The sequence below is a fragment of the Bacteroides sp. 44_46 genome, assembly GCF_001915465.1.
Classification (GTDB): Bacteria; Bacteroidota; Bacteroidia; order Bacteroidales; family Bacteroidaceae; genus Bacteroides; species Bacteroides clarus.
Window position 1 is genome coordinate 15,545 of sequence record NZ_MNQO01000018.1, and the last position, 19,489, is coordinate 35,033.

The 19,489-nt window shown below is 44.8% G+C and carries 16 protein-coding genes; 10 read left to right on the top strand and 6 right to left on the bottom strand.

The window, feature by feature from the left end:
- Positions 1–24: 24 nt before the first annotated feature.
- The 5 genes from BHV73_RS09755 to BHV73_RS09775 are packed head-to-tail and all read right to left on the bottom strand — an operon-like array spanning position 25 to position 5,985.
- Complete coding sequence (locus BHV73_RS09755) at positions 25–1,395, bottom strand: TIGR00341 family protein (protein WP_009121937.1); 1,371 nt, start codon at positions 1,393–1,395, stop codon at positions 25–27.
- A 9-nt stretch (positions 1,396–1,404) separates the two neighbouring features.
- On the bottom strand, positions 1,405–2,850 hold the full coding sequence (locus tag BHV73_RS09760) for a lipopolysaccharide biosynthesis protein (protein ID WP_009121938.1): 1,446 nt from the start codon (positions 2,848–2,850) through the stop codon (positions 1,405–1,407).
- A gap of 58 nt (positions 2,851–2,908) precedes the next feature.
- Entirely contained in the window at positions 2,909–4,093 is a 1,185-nt protein-coding gene (locus BHV73_RS09765) for a hypothetical protein (protein WP_009121939.1), read from the bottom strand.
- A gap of 49 nt (positions 4,094–4,142) precedes the next feature.
- Positions 4,143–5,177: a Holliday junction branch migration DNA helicase RuvB gene (gene ruvB / locus BHV73_RS09770; protein ID WP_009121940.1), complete on the bottom strand. Its 1,035-nt coding sequence runs from the start codon at positions 5,175–5,177 to the stop codon at positions 4,143–4,145.
- A 40-nt stretch (positions 5,178–5,217) separates the two neighbouring features.
- Positions 5,218–5,985 carry a DNA alkylation repair protein gene (locus BHV73_RS09775; protein WP_009121941.1) on the bottom strand — a complete coding sequence of 256 codons (768 nt, stop codon included), beginning with the start codon at positions 5,983–5,985 and terminating at the stop codon, positions 5,218–5,220.
- Positions 5,986–6,116: 131 nt separating this feature from the next.
- On the opposite strand from BHV73_RS09775, the gene BHV73_RS09780 reads away from it, so the two are divergent.
- The 9 genes from BHV73_RS09780 to deoC all read left to right on the top strand — a co-directional run bounded on the left by BHV73_RS09780 (position 6,117) and on the right by deoC (position 15,477).
- Positions 6,117–7,121, top strand: coding sequence for a M20/M25/M40 family metallo-hydrolase (locus BHV73_RS09780; RefSeq protein ID WP_009121942.1), 1,005 nt, complete (start codon positions 6,117–6,119; stop codon positions 7,119–7,121).
- Between the two features lie 26 nt (positions 7,122–7,147).
- The gene (locus tag BHV73_RS09785) at positions 7,148–8,380 is read left to right on the top strand and encodes a spore maturation protein (RefSeq protein ID WP_009121943.1); all 1,233 of its coding nucleotides are present in this window, start codon (positions 7,148–7,150) and stop codon (positions 8,378–8,380) included.
- 119 nt (positions 8,381–8,499) lie between these two features.
- Entirely contained in the window at positions 8,500–8,913 is a 414-nt protein-coding gene (ybeY, locus tag BHV73_RS09790; protein WP_009121944.1) for an rRNA maturation RNase YbeY, read from the top strand.
- Positions 8,914–9,327: 414 nt separating this feature from the next.
- Entirely contained in the window at positions 9,328–11,202 is a 1,875-nt protein-coding gene (gene mnmG / locus BHV73_RS09795; RefSeq protein ID WP_087412234.1) for a tRNA uridine-5-carboxymethylaminomethyl(34) synthesis enzyme MnmG, read from the top strand.
- Between the two features lie 56 nt (positions 11,203–11,258).
- Complete coding sequence (locus BHV73_RS09800) at positions 11,259–11,783, top strand: adenine phosphoribosyltransferase (protein WP_022218583.1); 525 nt, start codon at positions 11,259–11,261, stop codon at positions 11,781–11,783.
- A gap of 101 nt (positions 11,784–11,884) precedes the next feature.
- Entirely contained in the window at positions 11,885–13,705 is a 1,821-nt protein-coding gene (gene uvrC, locus BHV73_RS09805) for an excinuclease ABC subunit UvrC (protein ID WP_009121947.1), read from the top strand.
- Positions 13,706–13,797: 92 nt separating this feature from the next.
- Complete coding sequence (dtd, locus tag BHV73_RS09810; protein WP_009121948.1) at positions 13,798–14,250, top strand: D-aminoacyl-tRNA deacylase; 453 nt, start codon at positions 13,798–13,800, stop codon at positions 14,248–14,250.
- Positions 14,250–14,585, top strand: coding sequence for a nucleotide pyrophosphohydrolase (locus BHV73_RS09815; RefSeq protein ID WP_009121949.1), 336 nt, complete (start codon positions 14,250–14,252; stop codon positions 14,583–14,585). Before dtd ends, BHV73_RS09815 begins: the two co-directional genes overlap by 1 nt.
- A complete protein-coding gene (deoC, locus tag BHV73_RS09820; RefSeq protein WP_009121950.1) occupies positions 14,575–15,477 on the top strand; it encodes a deoxyribose-phosphate aldolase in 903 nt (300 codons plus the stop codon). The genes BHV73_RS09815 and deoC overlap by 11 nt, the downstream gene beginning before the upstream one ends.
- Positions 15,478–15,550: 73 nt before the next feature.
- Here the strand turns inward: deoC and BHV73_RS09825 are convergent, their stop codons facing one another.
- Entirely contained in the window at positions 15,551–16,525 is a 975-nt protein-coding gene (locus BHV73_RS09825; protein WP_009121951.1) for a polyprenyl synthetase family protein, read from the bottom strand.
- An 86-nt stretch (positions 16,526–16,611) separates the two neighbouring features.
- Between BHV73_RS09825 and polA the strand changes: the two genes are divergently transcribed.
- On the top strand, positions 16,612–19,470 hold the full coding sequence (gene polA, locus BHV73_RS09830) for a DNA polymerase I (protein WP_087412232.1): 2,859 nt from the start codon (positions 16,612–16,614) through the stop codon (positions 19,468–19,470).
- Positions 19,471–19,489 lie beyond the last annotated feature (19 nt).

A 19,489-nucleotide genomic window follows, 5' to 3' on the forward strand; every position in this document is an offset into this window, starting at 1 on the left:
GTCTGTCATTCAGTTATCCGGATATTATTCGGCAATCAGCCTCAACTGCTTGGAACCGGTGCGCGCTTTCAGCCATTCGGTTATTTTCTCCTTTTCATGAGTATCCGGATGCCTGCCGAATCTCAAGACAGCAAGTGTAACGGTATCTATCCGTACCGAATCGACCGTCAGTTCAAGCGCATGAGAAATAGAAACCGACTTAACGGAAGGATAAAGCACCTTCAACTCAGGGATAATCTTCTTACCCAATTCATCGTATTTCCGGTACTGTTCCAGATTTTTTTCCAGCGAAGATATTTGTTGTTTCTGCTCCACCAGACGTTGTTCGCTGTTCTTATAGAAATCTTCCATCACCATGGCGCGGATAGAAGAAATGTCTACCGCCTCGTTATTCATACCTTGAAGCACAACCAGTTTGGTGTTTTCCAACTTATACTCTTTCATTTTACTACGGGCTATGGCAATAGAAGCTTCCGGCACTTCCTGACCTATCAAGACCACGCGTATCTCATGATGCTTACCTTCATGGTGGATTTTCTTATCCAATACCTGTGTATTCTCAAAGGCAAGCTGTTCGTTGACAAAACGGTTGGCTGCGCTTTCAAAGAAAGTGTCCTGAATAATCCCTACCGTAAGGTACACAGCGGGACACATCGTAAGAACGGCTATCAGCACAATATATTTCCGTACCTTCTTTTCACGGTTCTTGTCTACAAACTCTTTGCGCTGGAAGTGCATTACCCGTACGCCGATAAAAGTAGCCAAACTGATAAATACGGAGTTAATGAAATAAAGGTAGAATGCACCGAGGAAATAAATCAGGTTACCCGTTGCCAGCCCATAACCTGCCGTACACAGCGGCGGCATCAACGCCGTAGCAATGGCAACACCCGGAATTACATTGCCCTTCTCTTTTGTGGAGAGCGCCACTACCCCCGCAAGACCACCCATTAATGCGATGAATACGTCATAAATCGTAGGTGAAGTACGCGCCAGCAACTCCGACTGCCCTTCGGCAACAGGGCTGACCAAGAAGAAGACGGTAGCTGTGGTGACACTGAACAGCGTAGTTATCAAGAAGCTTTTCAGTGAGCGTTTCATCAGTTCGAAGTCATTCAGACCGACTGAAAGTCCCACACCCATGATAGGTCCCATCAACGGCGAGATAAGCATCGCACCGATAATTACAGCGGTAGAATTGACATTCAGACCGAGTGAAGCCATAAAGATGGCAAATATCAGAATCCACAAATTGGCTCCCTTAAATTCAACACCCTTACGGATGGAATCCACCGTTTCGAGTTCGTTGTCTTTATCTTTGCGTAAATCGAGATACTCTTTCAGAAAGTTCTTGATGGCGAATGTGTTTCTGTTAGGATTGACCGGCCGTTCCATAAGATAAATTTATTTTCGGATAAAACGATTGATAACAGGTATTTGATTAAGCGGTAAATCACGCTTTACAATATAAGCTATAAACACACATAATAACAGCGTACGGAACGCCATACGCAGGTAAATATTTTCAATAGCCACATATTCCGCAGCTACATAAAGCGCCGCAGCCAACAACACGTAACGCCCTATCGACTTTAAATCATATTGAATAGGGTACTTCTTCTGACCGACAAAATAAGAGAGCAGCATTGCGACACCGTAGCCCGTAAACCCTGCCCATGCACAAGCCATATAACTGAACCTCGGAATTAAAAGGATATTCATCACCACCAAAATCGTGCAACCTATCAAGGAGAAATAAGCCCCCCAACGCGTTTCATCAATCAGCTTATACCAGAAAGAGAGATTAAAATAAATTCCCATAAAGATTTCCGCAGCCATTACGATAGGCACAACACGTAAACCGGGCCAATAGTCACGCCCGATAATGTGCCGGAGAATATCCAGATAGAACATCACCGACAGAAAAGCGACCAGCGTAAAGATAATAAAGAACTTCATGGCTTGCGCATACACCTGCTTATTATCCTTATCACGACTTTTACCGAACACAAAAGGCTCGTAGGCATAACGGAAAGCCTGTGTCAGCATCGCCATCACCATTGCAATCTTACTGGCGGCTCCATAAATACCGAGCTGTACGGTGGCTTCCGCCTCGTCAGGATACACAAAAGGAAAGATAATCTTGTCCGCCACCTGATTCAGAATACCCGCAATGCCCAACACCAGCAGCGGCAAGCTGTAAGCAAGCATCCGCCGCAACAGCTTTTTGTCCAGCACATAAGCGAAGCCACGCAATTCGGGTATCATGCAAAGCATAATGGTAGAGGTGCATACAAGGTTGAAAAGGAAAGCATATGCTACATCATCGCCTTTCATCCAGACATAATAAATCAAGTTCAAGGCTATGTTCAGGAAAATGAACAACAGCTTGAGCGCCGCAAACTTAATGGGACGTTTCTTATAACGCAAATAAGCGAAAGGAATACTTTGAATGGCATCCATTGCCACTACAATCATCATCATTCCCACATACCAGGGATGTTCTCCGTACTCCAGCCAGTTGGCGATAGGTTGGAGAAACAACAGCCCCAGAGCAAGGAATGTCAGCGCACCGATACCCACACTGAGTAAGGTAGTGGAATACACGCGCATCGGGTCATCTTCTCCTTTATTGGCAAAGCGGAAAAAGCCCGTTTCCATACCGCACGTCAGCAGCACCAGCAACAAAGCCACCCATGCATAAATATTCGTCACGACTCCATAGCCTCCCGACTGCGCAGACAAGGCCATAGTATATACGGGTACTAACAAGTAGTTAAGGAAACGCCCCACAATACTGCTCAACCCATAAATGGCAGTTTCTTTTGCCAATGATTTTAATCCAGCCACGTTATTCTTTATTTTATGGCAAGCAGTACATTACGGAAAAACCCGGATGAACTACTTGTCATTTATAAACAACTTTAAACGGAAGTACCTGAAATACCGCTCCGGCAGCATTCACCAATTCCAGTTTATATTCTATCGCATGTCCTTCACCCGCCTCTGCCAGCTCATCAAGTACTGTTGGTGGAAGCAGCTCGTTCAGGTAGATTTCACCCCTATTCAACCGAAAAAAGCGTACCTGTTTGTCGGTATCCACCACTGCCAGCCCGGAAGGATTGTACTTACTCAATATACTGCCATAATATTCTTCACGAGCCTTTGTTTCCATACGTGCAGACTTGTAATTCAGCACGTATCCGTCGGGAGCCACAAGTTCTTTGCTCTTATCGAGTATCAGCTCTGTATAAGTAAAGTCGTAGATATCTGTTCCTGTCGGCTCCAATTCTTCATCTGTGGAAAAAAGCCAGAATCTTCTATGTTTCAATATATCGGATACGGTTATCGTAGCGCTGCTTTTCAGCAGCTTCACTTTTACGTGGTTATCATCATATGTAATACTGCATGTCCCCTCATTTAAGGCTTTGACAATATACGCTCCGTTACTTTCCAATACATCAAATTCAAACTCTTTGCCATTGACAAATACATTTTCTTCGGTTACCGAAATTACCAAATCTTTCAAGTTCGATAAATCTACCGGATAAGACTCCCGGCACTCTGCCAACTCTTGTTCCGTCATTCTCTTGTAAGTGACATATCCGTAAACCTTGATTCCATCTGCACGTACACCCAGATACTCCACAGCTTTCAGTAAACCCTTGTCCACAGACAATATCTGCCATATCATGTGCTGATTATTAACAACCACGCGATTCGCATCGATATACTTATATGCGGAAGTTCTGAATCCGTTGACAGGATAGGCGTCCACATGCATGAAAGTCTTAAGCGAGGCCGCACTCTCGAAATAATAATAAGAAGGGCCTGCCCCGTCCAAACCGGCATAGTATTCCTCTTTCAGGCATTCGCCATTTTCCTTTATTTCATGAGTACTTACATGCTTCCAACCGTAACCTACCACAGTTTCCTCAAAACTCTCTTGGGAAATGGCGCTTACGGACGGGTAATAGCATGTCCCGTCTTCACCGAACTTAAATACAGGATATTCATTATCGTCCCCACAGGATGAACAGACAACCAGCCCCAAAAGTATCCCCAATACTCTCCAAATCCTAACGTTCGCCATATATAATATATCAATTACCTAAGAAACGTAAATATCTTAGCTTTCTTTCTCACTCATTATCAAATAACGTCTTTTGGCTGCTGTAAAGGCTGCGCCCCAAATGTTTATAGGCCAGTTCCGTTACTTCACGGCCACGAGGAGTACGCTTCAGGAAACCTTCCTTTATCAGGAACGGTTCATAAACCTCTTCGATGGTGCCTGCATCTTCACCCAAAGCCGTAGCAATAGTCGTCAGGCCTACCGGACCGCCTTTGAATTTATCGATAATCGTACAAAGTATCTTATTGTCTATCTCATCCAAACCGTACTTGTCAATGTTGAGCGCCTCGAGCGCAAAATTAGCGATTTCCGTATCGATACTGCCCGAACCTTTCACTTGCGCAAAGTCTCTTACACGACGCAGCAAAGCATTGGCAATACGCGGCGTACCCCGGCTTCGGCCTGCGATTTCCGAAGCAGCCCTTGTGGAGCAGGGTACGTCCAATATGTTTGCCGAACGGCGGATGATGCCGCCCAACACATCATCGTCATAATATTCCAAATGAAGATTGATACCGAAACGGGCACGTAGCGGAGCTGTCAGCAAACCGCTACGAGTGGTAGCGCCCACCAAAGTAAACGGATTCAAATCAATCTGTATGCTTCGTGCCGACGGACCTTTATCTATCATGATATCAATACGGTAATCTTCCATAGCCGAGTACAGATACTCTTCCACTACGGGGCTCAGCCGATGTATTTCATCAATGAAAAGCACATCGTTCGGTTCCAGACTGGTGAGGACACCCGCCAAATCGCCCGGCTTGTCGAGTACCGGACCGGAAGTAATCTTGAAACCCACCCCCAATTCGTTGGCTATAATGTTGGAAAGCGTAGTTTTTCCCAATCCGGGAGGGCCATGCAGCAATACATGATCCAAGGCTTCTCCTCTGAGACGGGCGGCCTTCACGAAAATACGCAAATTATCAACGACCTTATCCTGTCCGCTGAAATCCTCAAAGTTCAGAGGGCGGAGAGCATTCTCAAAGTCACGCTCTTTGCTGGTCAGCTGATGCTCGCGTATGTTAAAATCTTCTTGTTCCATTCAAAATCAGTATATATAGCGACAAAGATAAAGAAATCTTTCAACGTTTCATAAACTCCTTCCTTTCTTCTTCCGGGAATTTCTCTATGGCATAGCGCAACATCGTACGTGGCATCACCTTACAATGTTTCTCGAGAAACTGCACCAGCAAGTCCTTATCTCTCTTTCCCATTTCACGCAGCATCCAACCTACCGCTTTCCGCATCAAATCGTGCGAATGATGCAGCAACCGCTCCGAAAGGGCCAGAATATCGGCGAAATCACCGTTCTTGATAAGCGTGTAAGTAGAAACCACCGCAATACGTTGCTCCCAAAGCAATCCACTGTCCGCCAAGCGATAAAGGTCTTCTCGGGATTTATCTTTCAGATATTCCCCCACAATGCCCGGGGCAGACAAGTCTACCAAATCCCAATTATTGATACGGTCCGTCTGCGACAGATAGAAATCATAAATAAGTTTTCTGTCCTTGTCATCGCCTTTCCTGAAGCGCTCTACCAACATCAGCAAAGCGCAAAGCCGACACTCGTGCCACTGACTTTGCAACAGCTCCGCCATCACATCAAAAGGAGCGTCCTTGTATTGTTTTGCCACCGTACGGGTATTCGGAACCACTACACCCAGAAATTTATCCCCCTCACCGTACTGCCCCTTTCCCGTCTTAAAAAAACGGGGAAGATATTCTCTTTTCACCGGATCGGCATACGCCTCCAATTCTCTCCGGATATCTGCAACAGTAACCGCTACTTCTTCCGTTGAAATCGGATTATTTTGCAATGCATCTTCCGATAGGATTTTCCTTTTTCTCATTACTCTACCTTTGATTTACATGTACTTGAATTGCTTTGCCAACGGACAAAAATACGACAAATCTATAGAAACTATGAAAAGTTATCTTTAATTTTGCAACAGATATGCTTAGTTATTAAAAACGGAACAATATGCATAAAGTGTCTTTAGGAACCGCCTGCCTCCTTTTTTCCATACTGTCTTTGCATGCGCAATCCCCGCTTGAAAAAGGATTGCAAAGCATCAACCGTACTTCCGCAGAAGCAATCGTGGAATTTCTGGCCGATGATGAACTGCAAGGACGTGAAGCAGGTATGCACGGTTCGCGAGTGGCGGCCCGCTATATCGTATCCCGTCTGAAACAAGACGGCATCCGCCCTTTGGATGAAAACGGCTATTACCAGTCTTTTGAGGCATGCAGCAAAGAAAGACAACAACGCGGGCGCTGGCAGGTACACCTTGACTCCGTTGCAATCCTCAAGCAAGGCACACACCGTTCGCTGAAAATGAATAATGTGCTGGCATACATTCCCGGCAGACGCAGCGATGAATATGTCATTATAGGCGCTCACTTCGACCACTTAGGTGTGGACGAAACGTTGGCTAATGACAAGATATATAACGGTGCAGACGATAATGCCTCCGGAGTTTCCGCCGTATTACAGATAGCACATGCGTTTATCCTCAGCGGACAAAAGCCACTGAGAAACGTCATCTTCGCTTTTTGGGACGGAGAAGAAAAGGGATTACTCGGCTCAAAATATTTCGTACAGCATTGTCCGTTCCTTAAACAGGTAAAGAGTTATCTCAACTTTGACATGATAGGACGTAACAACAAGCCTGAACAACCGCAGCATGTGGTCTACTTCTACACAGCCGCCCATCCCACTTTCGGCGATTGGCTTAAACAGGATATCGCCCGTTACAACTTGCAACTGCAGCCCGACTACCGTTCTTGGGACAATCCTGTGAGCGGAAGTGACAATGCCTCGTTCGCCCTGTCCGGCATTCCTATTATCTGGTATCATACCGACGGTCATCCCGACTATCATCAGCCATCGGACCATGCCGCATCGCTAAACTGGGAGAAAATTGTAGAAATAACCAAGGCATCCTTCCTCAATGCATGGAATCTTGCCAACGAAAGTAACTATTAACATTTAAGAAAAAAGGGTAAGGACACATGGTTTTAAATTACATCTGGGTAGCATTTTTCGTAGTCGCTTTCATTGTAGCACTCTGCAAGCTCCTGTTCATGGGAGATACGGATATATTTACGGAACTTGTCAACTCTACATTCGACTCCTCCAAGACAGCATTCGAAATATCGTTAGGACTGACCGGTATTCTGTCCTTATGGCTGGGTATCATGAAAATCGGTGAAAACAGCGGTATGATAAACGCGCTTTCACGCTGGTTGAGCCCTGTGTTCTGCCGTCTTTTTCCGGAAATACCCAAAGGGCACCCTGCCATGGGTTCTATCTTCATGAATCTTTCCGCCAACATGCTGGGATTGGACAACGCCGCCACTCCCATGGGATTGAAAGCCATGAAAGAACTTCAAGAACTGAATCCGAAGAAAGACACCGCTACCAACCCGATGATTATGTTTCTTGTAATGAACACGTCCGGACTGATACTGATACCCGTCAGCATCATGATGTACCGCTCGCAAATGGGCGCCGCACAGCCTACGGACATTTTCATTCCCACACTGATTACGACCGCTATCTCTACTATTGTCGGTGTAGCCGCCGTCAGCATTGCACAACGGATAAACCTACTGAACAAACCTATTCTTATTCTGATCGGTTGCATCAGTCTGTTCTTTTCCGGACTTATTTACTTATTTACCCAAATAAGCCGCGAAGAAATGGGGATTTACTCCACGCTGGTTGCCAACATCATACTCTTTTCCATCATCCTTCTTTTTATCTTGTGGGGATTATGGAAGAAGATTAATGTGTACGACGCTTTTATAGAAGGAGCCAAAGAAGGATTTACAACCGCCATACGTATCATCCCCTATCTGGTAGCTTTCCTCGTTGGAATCGCCGTTTTCCGTACTTCGGGGGCAATGGATATAATAGTAAACGGCATCGGTTACGTCGTCGGATTATTCGGAGCGGATACCAGCTTTGTAGGTGCGCTGCCTACCGCATTGATGAAATCATTAAGCGGCAGCGGAGCCAACGGATTGATGATCGACACAATGAAACAATACGGCGCCGATTCTTTTGTCGGCCGTATGAGTTGCGTGGCACGCGGCGCTTCGGATACTACTTTCTACATCCTTGCCGTTTATTTCGGCAGTGTAGGTATCACAAAAACCCGTAATGCTGTTACCTGCGGCCTGATAGCGGACTTTTCCGGTATCATTGCCGCTATTATCATCAGTTATATGTTCTTCTTTTAAAAACAGGAAATTGAAAAGGGGCACAAAGATACAGGGAAGAAAATTGAAAAAAGCGAAGGAGTTTTTCCGTATCTCGATATCTTTGCAGTTCTGTATTCAATATAAATAAATGCAACAATATGATAAGTTATCAGACAGACGGTGTTGAAATGCCCGCAATCAAGAAACGTGAAACTACGGAATGGATTAAAGCCGTGGCCGCCACTTATGAAAAAAGAGTCGGTGAAATCGCCTATATCTTCTGCTCGGACGAGAAAATCCTTGAAGTAAACCGCCGGTATCTCCAACACGATTATTACACGGACATCATCACCTTTGACTATTGCGAAGGTAATCGCCTGAGCGGTGATCTTTTTATCAGCCTCGACACGGTACGTACCAATGCCGAACAGTTTGCCGGCAATGATTATGAACGGGAACTATATCGTGTCATTATTCACGGCATCCTGCACCTATGCGGCATCAATGATAAAGGTCCGGGAGAGCGGGAGATTATGGAAGCAGCCGAAAACAAAGCGCTCGCTATGCGATAAAGGATAAGAAGCAAAATATAACACATTATTAATCAATAAATTAAACCTAATACAAATAATATATTTCTAACACTTTTCGAGTAAAAAGTGTTAGAAATACAACCAGTATATTAGCATTAATAAGTAAAAATGCACTGCTATCTTACAAAAAGCTCCATACTTCCTTAATATTACATCCAAAATAAACATAATACCCCTTCTTTCAATTCATTGTTTTATCCTATACATAATCCTCCTTTATTATATTCTTTAAAAGGAAGAGAGGTTCTATAAGCTGCGAGTCTGCATTACGCACAAGGAATACGGAAGATTTCAAAGGAAGTATTTCCTAAGAATTCACAAGGAAAAGAGGGAAATTGCGGCTACAAAATAACTTTTTAGTACCTTTGCAAGGTTTTAAAAGAGATTGAACGAATGGAGTTTAAGTATGACGTTATTGTAATCGGCGCCGGGCATGCCGGCTGTGAAGCCGCTGCCGCTGCCGCAAATCTGGGCTCAAAGACCTGTCTTATCACAATGGACATGAATAAGATAGGCCAAATGAGTTGTAACCCTGCCGTCGGCGGCATTGCCAAAGGACAGATTGTACGCGAAATAGACGCTTTAGGCGGATATATGGGATTGGTTACCGATAAAACAGCTATCCAGTTCCGCATATTAAACCGTTCCAAAGGCCCTGCCATGTGGAGCCCGCGTGCTCAATGCGACCGTAACAAATTCATTTGGGCATGGCGTGAAATCCTGGAGAATACTCCCAACCTGCACATCTGGCAAGACACCGTATGCGAAATTCTCGTTGAAAACGGTGAGGTAGTTGGGCTCACCACCCTTTGGGGAGTAACTTTCCGCGCCAAATGCGTTGTACTGACTGCCGGAACTTTCCTGAACGGATTGATGCACGTAGGACACACCATGCTTCCGGGTGGGCGTATGGCAGAACCCGCATCATATCAACTGACCGAATCCATCGCCCGACATGGCATCACATACGGACGAATGAAAACGGGAACTCCCGTACGCATCGACGGACGGAGCGTACACTACGAAGATATGGACATTCAAGACGGGGAAAACGACTTCCACAAGTTCTCCTTTATGAACAACGGCGTACGCCATTTGAAGCAACTCCCATGCTGGACTTGTTTTACCAACGAGGAAGCGCATCGTATCCTTCGTGAAGGATTGCCGGACTCTCCCCTTTTCAACGGACAGATTCAAAGTATAGGCCCCCGTTATTGCCCCAGCATAGAAACCAAAATCGTAACCTTCCCCGACAAAGAACAGCACCAGCTTTTCCTGGAACCGGAAGGTGAAACGACACAGGAACTTTACCTGAACGGCTTTTCTTCTTCCTTGCCGATGAACATACAGATTGAAGCGCTGAAAAAGATTCCCGCATTCCGCGATCTCGTTATTTACCGTCCCGGCTACGCCATAGAATATGACTTCTTCGACCCTACACAACTAAAACACACGTTGGAAACGAAGAAAATCAAAAACCTTTTCTTTGCCGGACAAGTAAACGGAACGACCGGTTATGAAGAAGCAGCCGGACAAGGAATCATTGCGGGTATCAACGCACATATCAACTGTCATGGCGGCGAACCTTTTACACTTGCACGCGACGAAGCATATATAGGCGTATTAATCGACGATTTGGTAACCAAAGGCGTTGACGAACCTTACCGCATGTTTACTTCACGTGCGGAATATCGCATCCTTCTCCGTATGGATGATGCCGATATGAGACTTACCGAAAGAGCCTGGAAACTGGGGCTTGCCCAAAAAGACCGCTACGAATTATTAAGAAGTAAACGTGAAGCCGTTACAAACATTATAGAGTTTACCCGGAATTATTCGATGAAACCGACACTAATAAACCCGGTATTGGAACAACTCGGTACTACTCCACTCCGTCAGGGATGCAAATTGATAGACCTAATAAATCGTCCGCAAGTAACTTTGGAAAATATGGCAGAGCATGTCAGCGCTTTCCGTCGGGAACTGGATAAAATTACGGACAGAAAAGATGAAATTATCGAAGCGGCAGAAATACTTATAAAGTACGAGGGCTACATCGGACGTGAACGAATCATAGCAGATAAGCTGGCACGATTGGAAAGTATAAAAATTAAAGGGAAGTTTGATTATAATTCCATTCAATCCCTTTCCACCGAAGCCCGACAGAAGTTAGTTAAGATTGACCCGGAGACAATAGCCCAAGCAAGCCGAATTCCGGGAGTATCGCCGAGTGACATCAACGTACTGCTGGTACTTTGCGGGAGATAAGCGCTAACGTTCCACGTGAAACAAAGAACTCAATAAACGTATTAAATAAATTGATTATGAGCAAAGAAACACTTGCCAAGAGCATTCGGGAAATTCCCGACTTTCCAATCCCCGGAATTTTATTCTACGACGTAACTACACTGTTTAAAAACCCGTCTGCACTGCAAGAACTTTCGGATACCTTGTATGAAATGTACAAGGATAAAGGAATAACCAAAGTAGTAGGTATAGAATCCAGAGGCTTTATCATGGGGCCCATTCTTGCTACCCGTTTAGGTGCCGGATTCGTTCCCATGCGTAAACCCGGAAAACTACCGGCAGAAACAATCGAGGAAAGCTACGATAAAGAATACGGCAAAGATACGGTACAGATACACAAAGATGCTATCGAACCGGATGATGTCGTATTATTGCATGACGACCTCCTGGCTACAGGTGGAACCATGGAAGCAGCCTGCAAATTGGTGAAAAAGATGAATCCTCAAAAGATATACGTAAACTTCATTATTGAATTGAAAGACTTACATGGAAAAGACTTATTCAGTAAAGATGTAAATGTAGAATCCGTATTGACTCTGTAAAAGGATAGGGTGATAAAGAGGTAAAATGGCAACCACCGCGTCGCTGCATCCGCCCCCTTTATCACCTTACCACTTTATCACCTTATCATCTTTTGTTATCAATGGAAGAGCTAAAAACAAATAATTATCTGAAAGGCATCGTTCTGAACCTTCCCGAAAGCCCCGGTATTTATCAATATCTGAACGCCGAGGGCACGATTATATATGTAGGGAAAGCGAAAAACTTAAAACGCCGGGTATCTTCCTATTTCAACAGAGAACATGAACCGGGAAAAACGCGTGTATTGGTTAGCAAGATTGCAGATATCCGGTATATCGTGGTCAATACGGAAGAGGATGCTTTGCTCCTGGAAAACAATCTTATCAAGAAATACAAACCTCGCTATAATGTATTGCTGAAAGATGATAAGACCTATCCGTCTATCTGCGTGCAGAACGAGTACTTCCCCCGCGTATTCAAAACACGAAGAATTATACGTAACGGTTCTTCCTACTATGGCCCATACAGCCATATACCATCCATGTATGCAGTACTCGATCTTATTAAACATTTGTACCCGTTACGCACCTGCAACCTGAATCTTTCTCCCGAAAACATTCGGGCCGGGAAATTCAATGTATGTCTGGAATACCACATCAAAAACTGTGCAGGACCATGTATAGGCAAGCAAAATCAGGAAGAGTACCTTAAAAACATCGCTGAAATAAAAGAAATACTCAAAGGCAACACTCAAGAAATAGAGCGAATGCTATATCAGCAGATGCAGGAACTTGCTGCGGAAATGAAGTTTGAGGAGGCACAGAAAATCAAAGAGAAATACCTGTTATTAGAGAACTACCGCTCTAAGTCAGAGGTGGTAAGCAACGTATTGCACAATATTGACGTATTCTCCATTGAAGAAGACAATGACGAAAAATCCGCATTCATCAACTATCTGCATATTACAAACGGAGCGATCAACCAAGCTTTCACTTTCGAATACAAGAAACGGCTGAACGAAACAAAAGAGGAGCTTCTTTCATTGGGTATTATTGAGATGCGCGAACGGTATAAGAGCCTTTCCCGCGAAATCATCGTACCTTTTGAGTTGGATATGGAACTTAAAGATGTCACATTTACCATCCCGCAACGCGGCGACAAGAAAAAGCTGCTCGAGCTTTCCATCCTTAATGTAAAACAATACAAAGCCGACCGTTTGAAACAAGCGGAAAAGCTGAATCCGGAACAACGCACAATACGCCTTTTAAAAGAAATTCAGCAGGAATTGCACCTCGACAGGTTGCCTATGCAGATAGAGTGCTTTGACAACTCCAACATTCAAGGTTCTGATCCTGTTGCGGCATGCGTTGTCTTTATTAAAGGAAAGCCGTCTAAAAAAGACTATCGGAAGTATAATATCAAGACTGTGGAAGGGCCCGACGACTATGCGTCCATGAAAGAGGTTGTCAAACGGCGTTATCAGCGCGCTATCGAAGAGAACTCCCCTCTACCCGACCTTCTTATCACCGACGGAGGAAAAGGGCAAATGAGCGCCGTAAAAGAGATTATTGATGAGTTGAACCTCGATATCCCTATTGCCGGGCTTGCCAAAGACGGGAAACATCGCACATCAGAACTGCTGTACGGTTTCCCGCCGCAGACAATCGGACTCAAACAAAACTCCCCCCTTTTCCGCCTGCTGACGCAGATACAGGACGAAGTACACAGATTTGCCATTACCTTCCATCGCGACAAGCGCAGCAAACGGCAGGTAGCTTCGGCCTTAGACGAGATAAAAGGGATCGGAGACAAAACCAAGAATGCCCTGCTAAAGGAATTCAAGAGTGTAAAACGCATCAAAGAAGCACCGGCGGAGGCGATTATCAAGGTAGTTGGCGAAACAAAAGCAAAAATCATAAAGGAGTATTTCACAGGTAAATAGTCTTTCAACACAAATTCCGGTCTTATACCGTGACAATCACGAATTTATTCGTAACTTTGCAACCCGCAAAATTAATTTTTTAGAACTAAAACATGAGAGTAGTTATACAACGTACCGGACATGCGTCTGTCACTATCAACGGAACTTGTAAGTCTGCCATTCAAAAAGGATTTATGATACTGGTAGGCATAGAAGAAACGGACGACAAGGAGGATATCGACTGGTTGTGTAAAAAGATTGTCAACCTGCGTGTCTTTGACGACGAGAATGGCGTTATGAATAAATCCATACTCGACATCAACGGTGACATACTGGTAATCAGCCAGTTCACGCTGCATGCATCAACCAAGAAAGGTAATCGTCCCTCTTATATCCGGGCAGCGAAACCGGAAATTTCTGTTCCGTTGTACGAACAATTTTGCAAAGAATTGAGTTTAGCATTAGGTAAAGAAATAGGTACCGGTGAATTTGGAGCCGATATGAAAGTAGAATTATTGAACGATGGCCCTGTGACCATCTGTATGGATACAAAAAATAAGGAATAATGACATTAAAAGAAGCACAACAAGAGGTAGATTTCTGGATCAAGAAATATGGAGTACGTTACTTTAGCGAGCTCACCAATATGGCCATATTGACCGAAGAAGTAGGTGAATTGGCACGAGTTATGGCACGCAAATATGGCGACCAGTCTTTCAAGAAAGGAGAAGAAGACAACGTTGAGGAAGAAATTGCAGACGTCCTTTGGGTACTTCTCTGCATTGCAAATCAGACCGGGGTTGATATCACCGAGGCCTTTGCACGCAGCATAGAGAAGAAGACCAAACGCGACCAAACAAGACATATCAATAACCCTAAATTATCTGACCATGGAGAATAATGAATCCACCCAGAGCAAGTATGATGCCGCCTTGGCGAAGTACAACACCAATCTGAACGATGCGGAAATAGCTGCGGAAGTAGCTAAAATAATCGCAGAGAAAGTGCCTGCCAACAACACTCCGGAAGTAAAGAAATTCCTGTTCAACTGCATCGACCTTACCACTCTCAACAGTACGGACAGCGATGAAAGCGTCATGAAGTTTACTCAGAAAGTAAACCAGTTTGACGAAGAATTTCCCGATTTGAAGAACGTGGCGGCTATTTGTGTATATCCCAACTTTGCGGAAGTAGTAAAAGATACGCTGGAAGTGGAGGATGTAAAGATAGCCTGCGTATCGGCAGGGTTCCCCTCTTCACAGACTTTTATAGAAGTAAAGGTAGCCGAAACAGCCATGGCAATCATGGAAGGAGCCGATGAAATAGATATCGTAATTTCCATAGGAAAGTTCCTCAGCGGAGATTATGAAACCATGTGTGATGAAATACAAGAGCTGAAAGCTACCTGTAAGGAGCATCACTTGAAAGTAATCCTGGAAACCGGAGCTTTGAAAACGGCAGCCAACATCAAGAAAGCCTCTATCCTATCCATGTATGCAGGAGCCGATTTCATCAAAACTTCTACCGGAAAACAGCAGCCTGCCGCCACTCCGGAAGCAGCATACGTAATGTGTCAGGCTATCAAGGAATACCATGCGCTGACGGGTAATAAGATAGGTTTCAAACCGGCAGGTGGTATCAACTGCGTAAACGACGCATTAATTTATTATACCATTGTAAAAGAAGTGCTGGGTGAGGAATGGCTGAATAACGAACTGTTCCGCCTGGGTACAAGCCGTTTGGCAAATCTTCTACTTTCGGAAATCAAAGGCGAGGAAATGAAGTTCTTTTAAGAACCGCCACCAAATAAAAAGATAAGTTTCTCATCCTGTCATTCTTCGCTCCGCTTTGAATGGCAGGATGAAATTATTTTTCACGTTCCACTACATAATCCAGATAACAGACAAGCGCTTTCTTGACATCCGTATCCTCCATGGAAGCCAATAACGAAAGTGCCTTTTCTTTGAATTCCACCATGACTTTCGTAGCGTATTCAATGCCGCCATGCTCTTTGGTAAACTCAATCAATCGGGCTATTTCACCAGTTGTCGCCGTTCCGTTCTTCACTTTTACGGCAATCTCTTTTGCTTGTTTATCATGCGTTGAATTAAGGGCATACAATGCAGGCAAGGTCAGCTTTCCTTCCAGCATATCATTACCGGTAGGCTTACCTATTTCCTTACTTTCATAATAATCGAATATATCGTCTTTAATCTGAAAGCAAAGACCGATATATTCGCCAAAGAGACGTGCATATTCCGCCTTTTCATCGCTGGCTCCCACCGAAAGCGCACCTGCCTTCATACAGGCTGCAAACAGTACAGCCGTCTTCTTGCGAATGACGTCAAAGTAAATATCTTCGGAATATTCGGGATTACTGACATTGGAAAGCTGCAACAGCTCCCCTTCCGCCAAGTCCTGCCCCAAGTTTGAAACAACATCTATAATGGCGTAATTACGTGTCATCCCTACTTCCACCAAAGCCGTTGCCAGCAAATAATCCCCCGTAAGCACAGCCACCTTATTATTAAAGATAGCATTTACAGAGAGCTGTCCCCGACGTTCGGTGCTTTCATCCACTACATCATCATGCACCAGACTTGCCGTATGCAGGAGTTCCAAGGCAACCGCGGCATGGAGCGTTGCCGGACAAATCTCATTATACAGCTTCGCGGCAAGCAAAACCAGAATCGGACGCATCATCTTCCCATTCTTCTGCCGTATATGCGCAATTACGCTATTCAGCAAAAGATTAGAACTGGAAAGGCAACTGTCAAAATGCTTTTTGAAGTCTTCCAACTCCGCAGAAATCGGGGATTTTATGAGGGATATACTGTCCATACATCGCTATTTGAGCACAAAAATAGTAATAAAACAGTTAATACGGTATTTTTTTGTACTTTTACCATGAAAAAAAGGATAAATCTATGAATTCAACCGATAAACTTTTCTTGCTTGATGCCTACGCATTGATATATCGTGCTTATTATGCATTCATCAAAAATCCGCGAATCAACTCCAAAGGATTCAATACTTCCGCCATTTTAGGGTTTGTAAATACCCTCGAAGAAGTACTGAAAAAGGAGAATCCTACGCACATAGGAGTAGCTTTTGATCCTTCGGGGCCGACATTCCGCCACGAAGCTTACGAACAATATAAGGCGCAACGGGAAGAAACTCCCGAAGCTATCCGCCTTTCCGTACCTATCATAAAAGACATTATCCGCGCTTACCGCATTCCCATCCTGGAAGTCCCCGGTTATGAAGCCGATGATGTGATAGGTACCCTTGCCACCGAAGCCGGAAAGCAAGGTATCACCACCTATATGATGACCCCCGATAAAGACTACGGCCAACTGGTATCGGACAACGTGTTTATGTACCGTCCCAAACATAGCGGCGGATTTGAAGTCATGGGCATCGAGGAGATAAAAGCCAAATTCGATATCCAGTCCACAGAACAAGTCATCGATATGCTGGGACTGATGGGAGACTCTTCCGACAATATCCCCGGCTGTCCGGGCGTGGGCGAGAAAACCGCGCAGAAACTGGTAGCGGAATTCGGCAGCATCGAAAACCTGCTTGCCCATACCGACCAATTGAAAGGCGCGCTTAAAACCAAAGTAGAGGCAAACCGGGAAATGATTACTTTCTCCAAATTTCTTGCGACCATCAAAGTGGATGTGCCCATCAAGCTCGACATGAATACACTCGTCCGCGAAGAACCGAACGAAGAAGAACTTCGTAAGATTTTCGAAGAGTTGGAATTTCGCACGCTCATCAACCGTGTTCTGAAAAAGACGGATGCTCCCCTTCCCTCTTCTTCCAATTCCGCCGCACCCGATCCTTATGCCGGAACTCTGTTTGCCCAACCGACCGGGAGTGCAACTCCCGAAAATAACGGTCCCGTTCAAGGCGATTTGTTTGCAAATTTTGCAGGCGACGGGACGGATGGCGCAAAAAAATCAAATCTCACGCGCTTAGAAATGCTCGATGTAGACTACCAACTCATTGATACAGAAGAAAAAAGAAAGGAAATTATTCAAAAGTTACTTACAACTGAAATTCTCTCAATAGATACTGAAACTACCGGAACCGAACCAATGGAAGCCGAATTGGTGGGAATGAGCTTCAGTGACGCCGAAAACCGGGCTTACTATGTACCTGTTCCTGCAAATCGTGACGAGGCGTTAAAAATCGTAAACGAGCTTCGTCCTCTTTACGAAAATGAAAATTCCATGAAAGTAGGGCAAAATATCAAATACGATATGATTGTTCTCCAAAATTACGGAGTACAAGTAAAAGGGAAACTCTTCGACACCATGCTCGCCCATTATGTATTGCAACCGGAACTTCGGCACAACATGGACTACCTTGCCGAAATCTACCTGCAATATCAAACCATCCACATTGATGAACTCATCGGAGCCAGAGGCAAAAACCAAAAGAATATGCGCGATCTTCCGGCGGAAGATGTCTATCGTTACGCTTGCGAAGATGCGGACGTTACCTTAAAACTGAAGAACGTACTTGAAAAAGAATTGAAAGAACAGTCCGCCGAGCATCTCTTTTATGAAATCGAAATGCCGCTTGTACCGGTACTCGTCAATATCGAAAGCAATGGAGTGCGCATCGACACAGAAGCTCTCAGGCAATCGTCCGAACATTTCACGCTCCGTCTGCAGGAAATTGAAAAAGAAATCTATGCGCTGGCAGGCGGCGAAACCTTCAATATCGCCTCACCCAAACAAGTAGGCGAAGTATTGTTTGACAGACTCAAAATCGTAGACAAAGCCAAAAAAACCAAGACAGGCCAATATGTTACCTCCGAAGAAGTGCTTGAAAGTCTCCGGAGTAAGCACGCAATCATTGGCAAGATACTTGAGTACCGCGGACTGAAGAAGCTGTTAAGCACCTATATCGATGCATTGCCTCAGTTGATAAACCCACGTACGGGACGTATCCATACCTCCTTCAATCAAGCGGTGACCGCTACCGGACGACTCAGTTCCAGCAATCCGAACCTGCAGAATATCCCCATTCGTGACGAGGACGGCAAAGAAATCCGTAAAGCCTTCATTCCCGATGACGGATGCGAATTCTTCTCCGCCGACTACTCACAGATTGAACTGCGCATTATGGCGCATCTGAGCCAAGACAAGAATATGATTGACGCTTTCCTCAGCGGTTACGACATTCATGCAGCCACGGCCGCTAAAATATACAAGGTGGATATTAACGATGTAACGGCCGATATGCGCCGTAAAGCCAAAACCGCCAACTTCGGTATTATCTACGGCATCTCCGTATTCGGACTGGCGGAACGTATGAACGTTCCCCGCCAGGAAGCCAAAGAACTGATAGACGGATATTTCGAAACTTATCCGCAAGTCAAAGAATATATGGACAGAAGCATACAGGTGGCACGCGAAAACGGATATGTAGAAACCATCTTCCACCGCAAACGCTTCCTGCCCGATATCAACTCACGCAATGCCGTAGTACGCGGTTATGCAGAGCGCAATGCCATCAACGCTCCTATCCAGGGAAGCGCTGCCGACATCATCAAAGTAGCCATGTCACTCATCTATCAACGCCTTCAAAGTAACAATTTGAAAGCAAAGATGATCTTACAGGTCCATGACGAACTGAATTTCAGCGTTCCCGAGGCAGAAAAAGAGATTATACAGAAAATTGTAATCGAAGAGATGGAGCGGGCATATCGCATGCTGGTACCCCTGAAAGCCGATTGCGGTTGGGGAAAGAACTGGTTGGAAGCACACTGATCTACTTAATATTAGACAC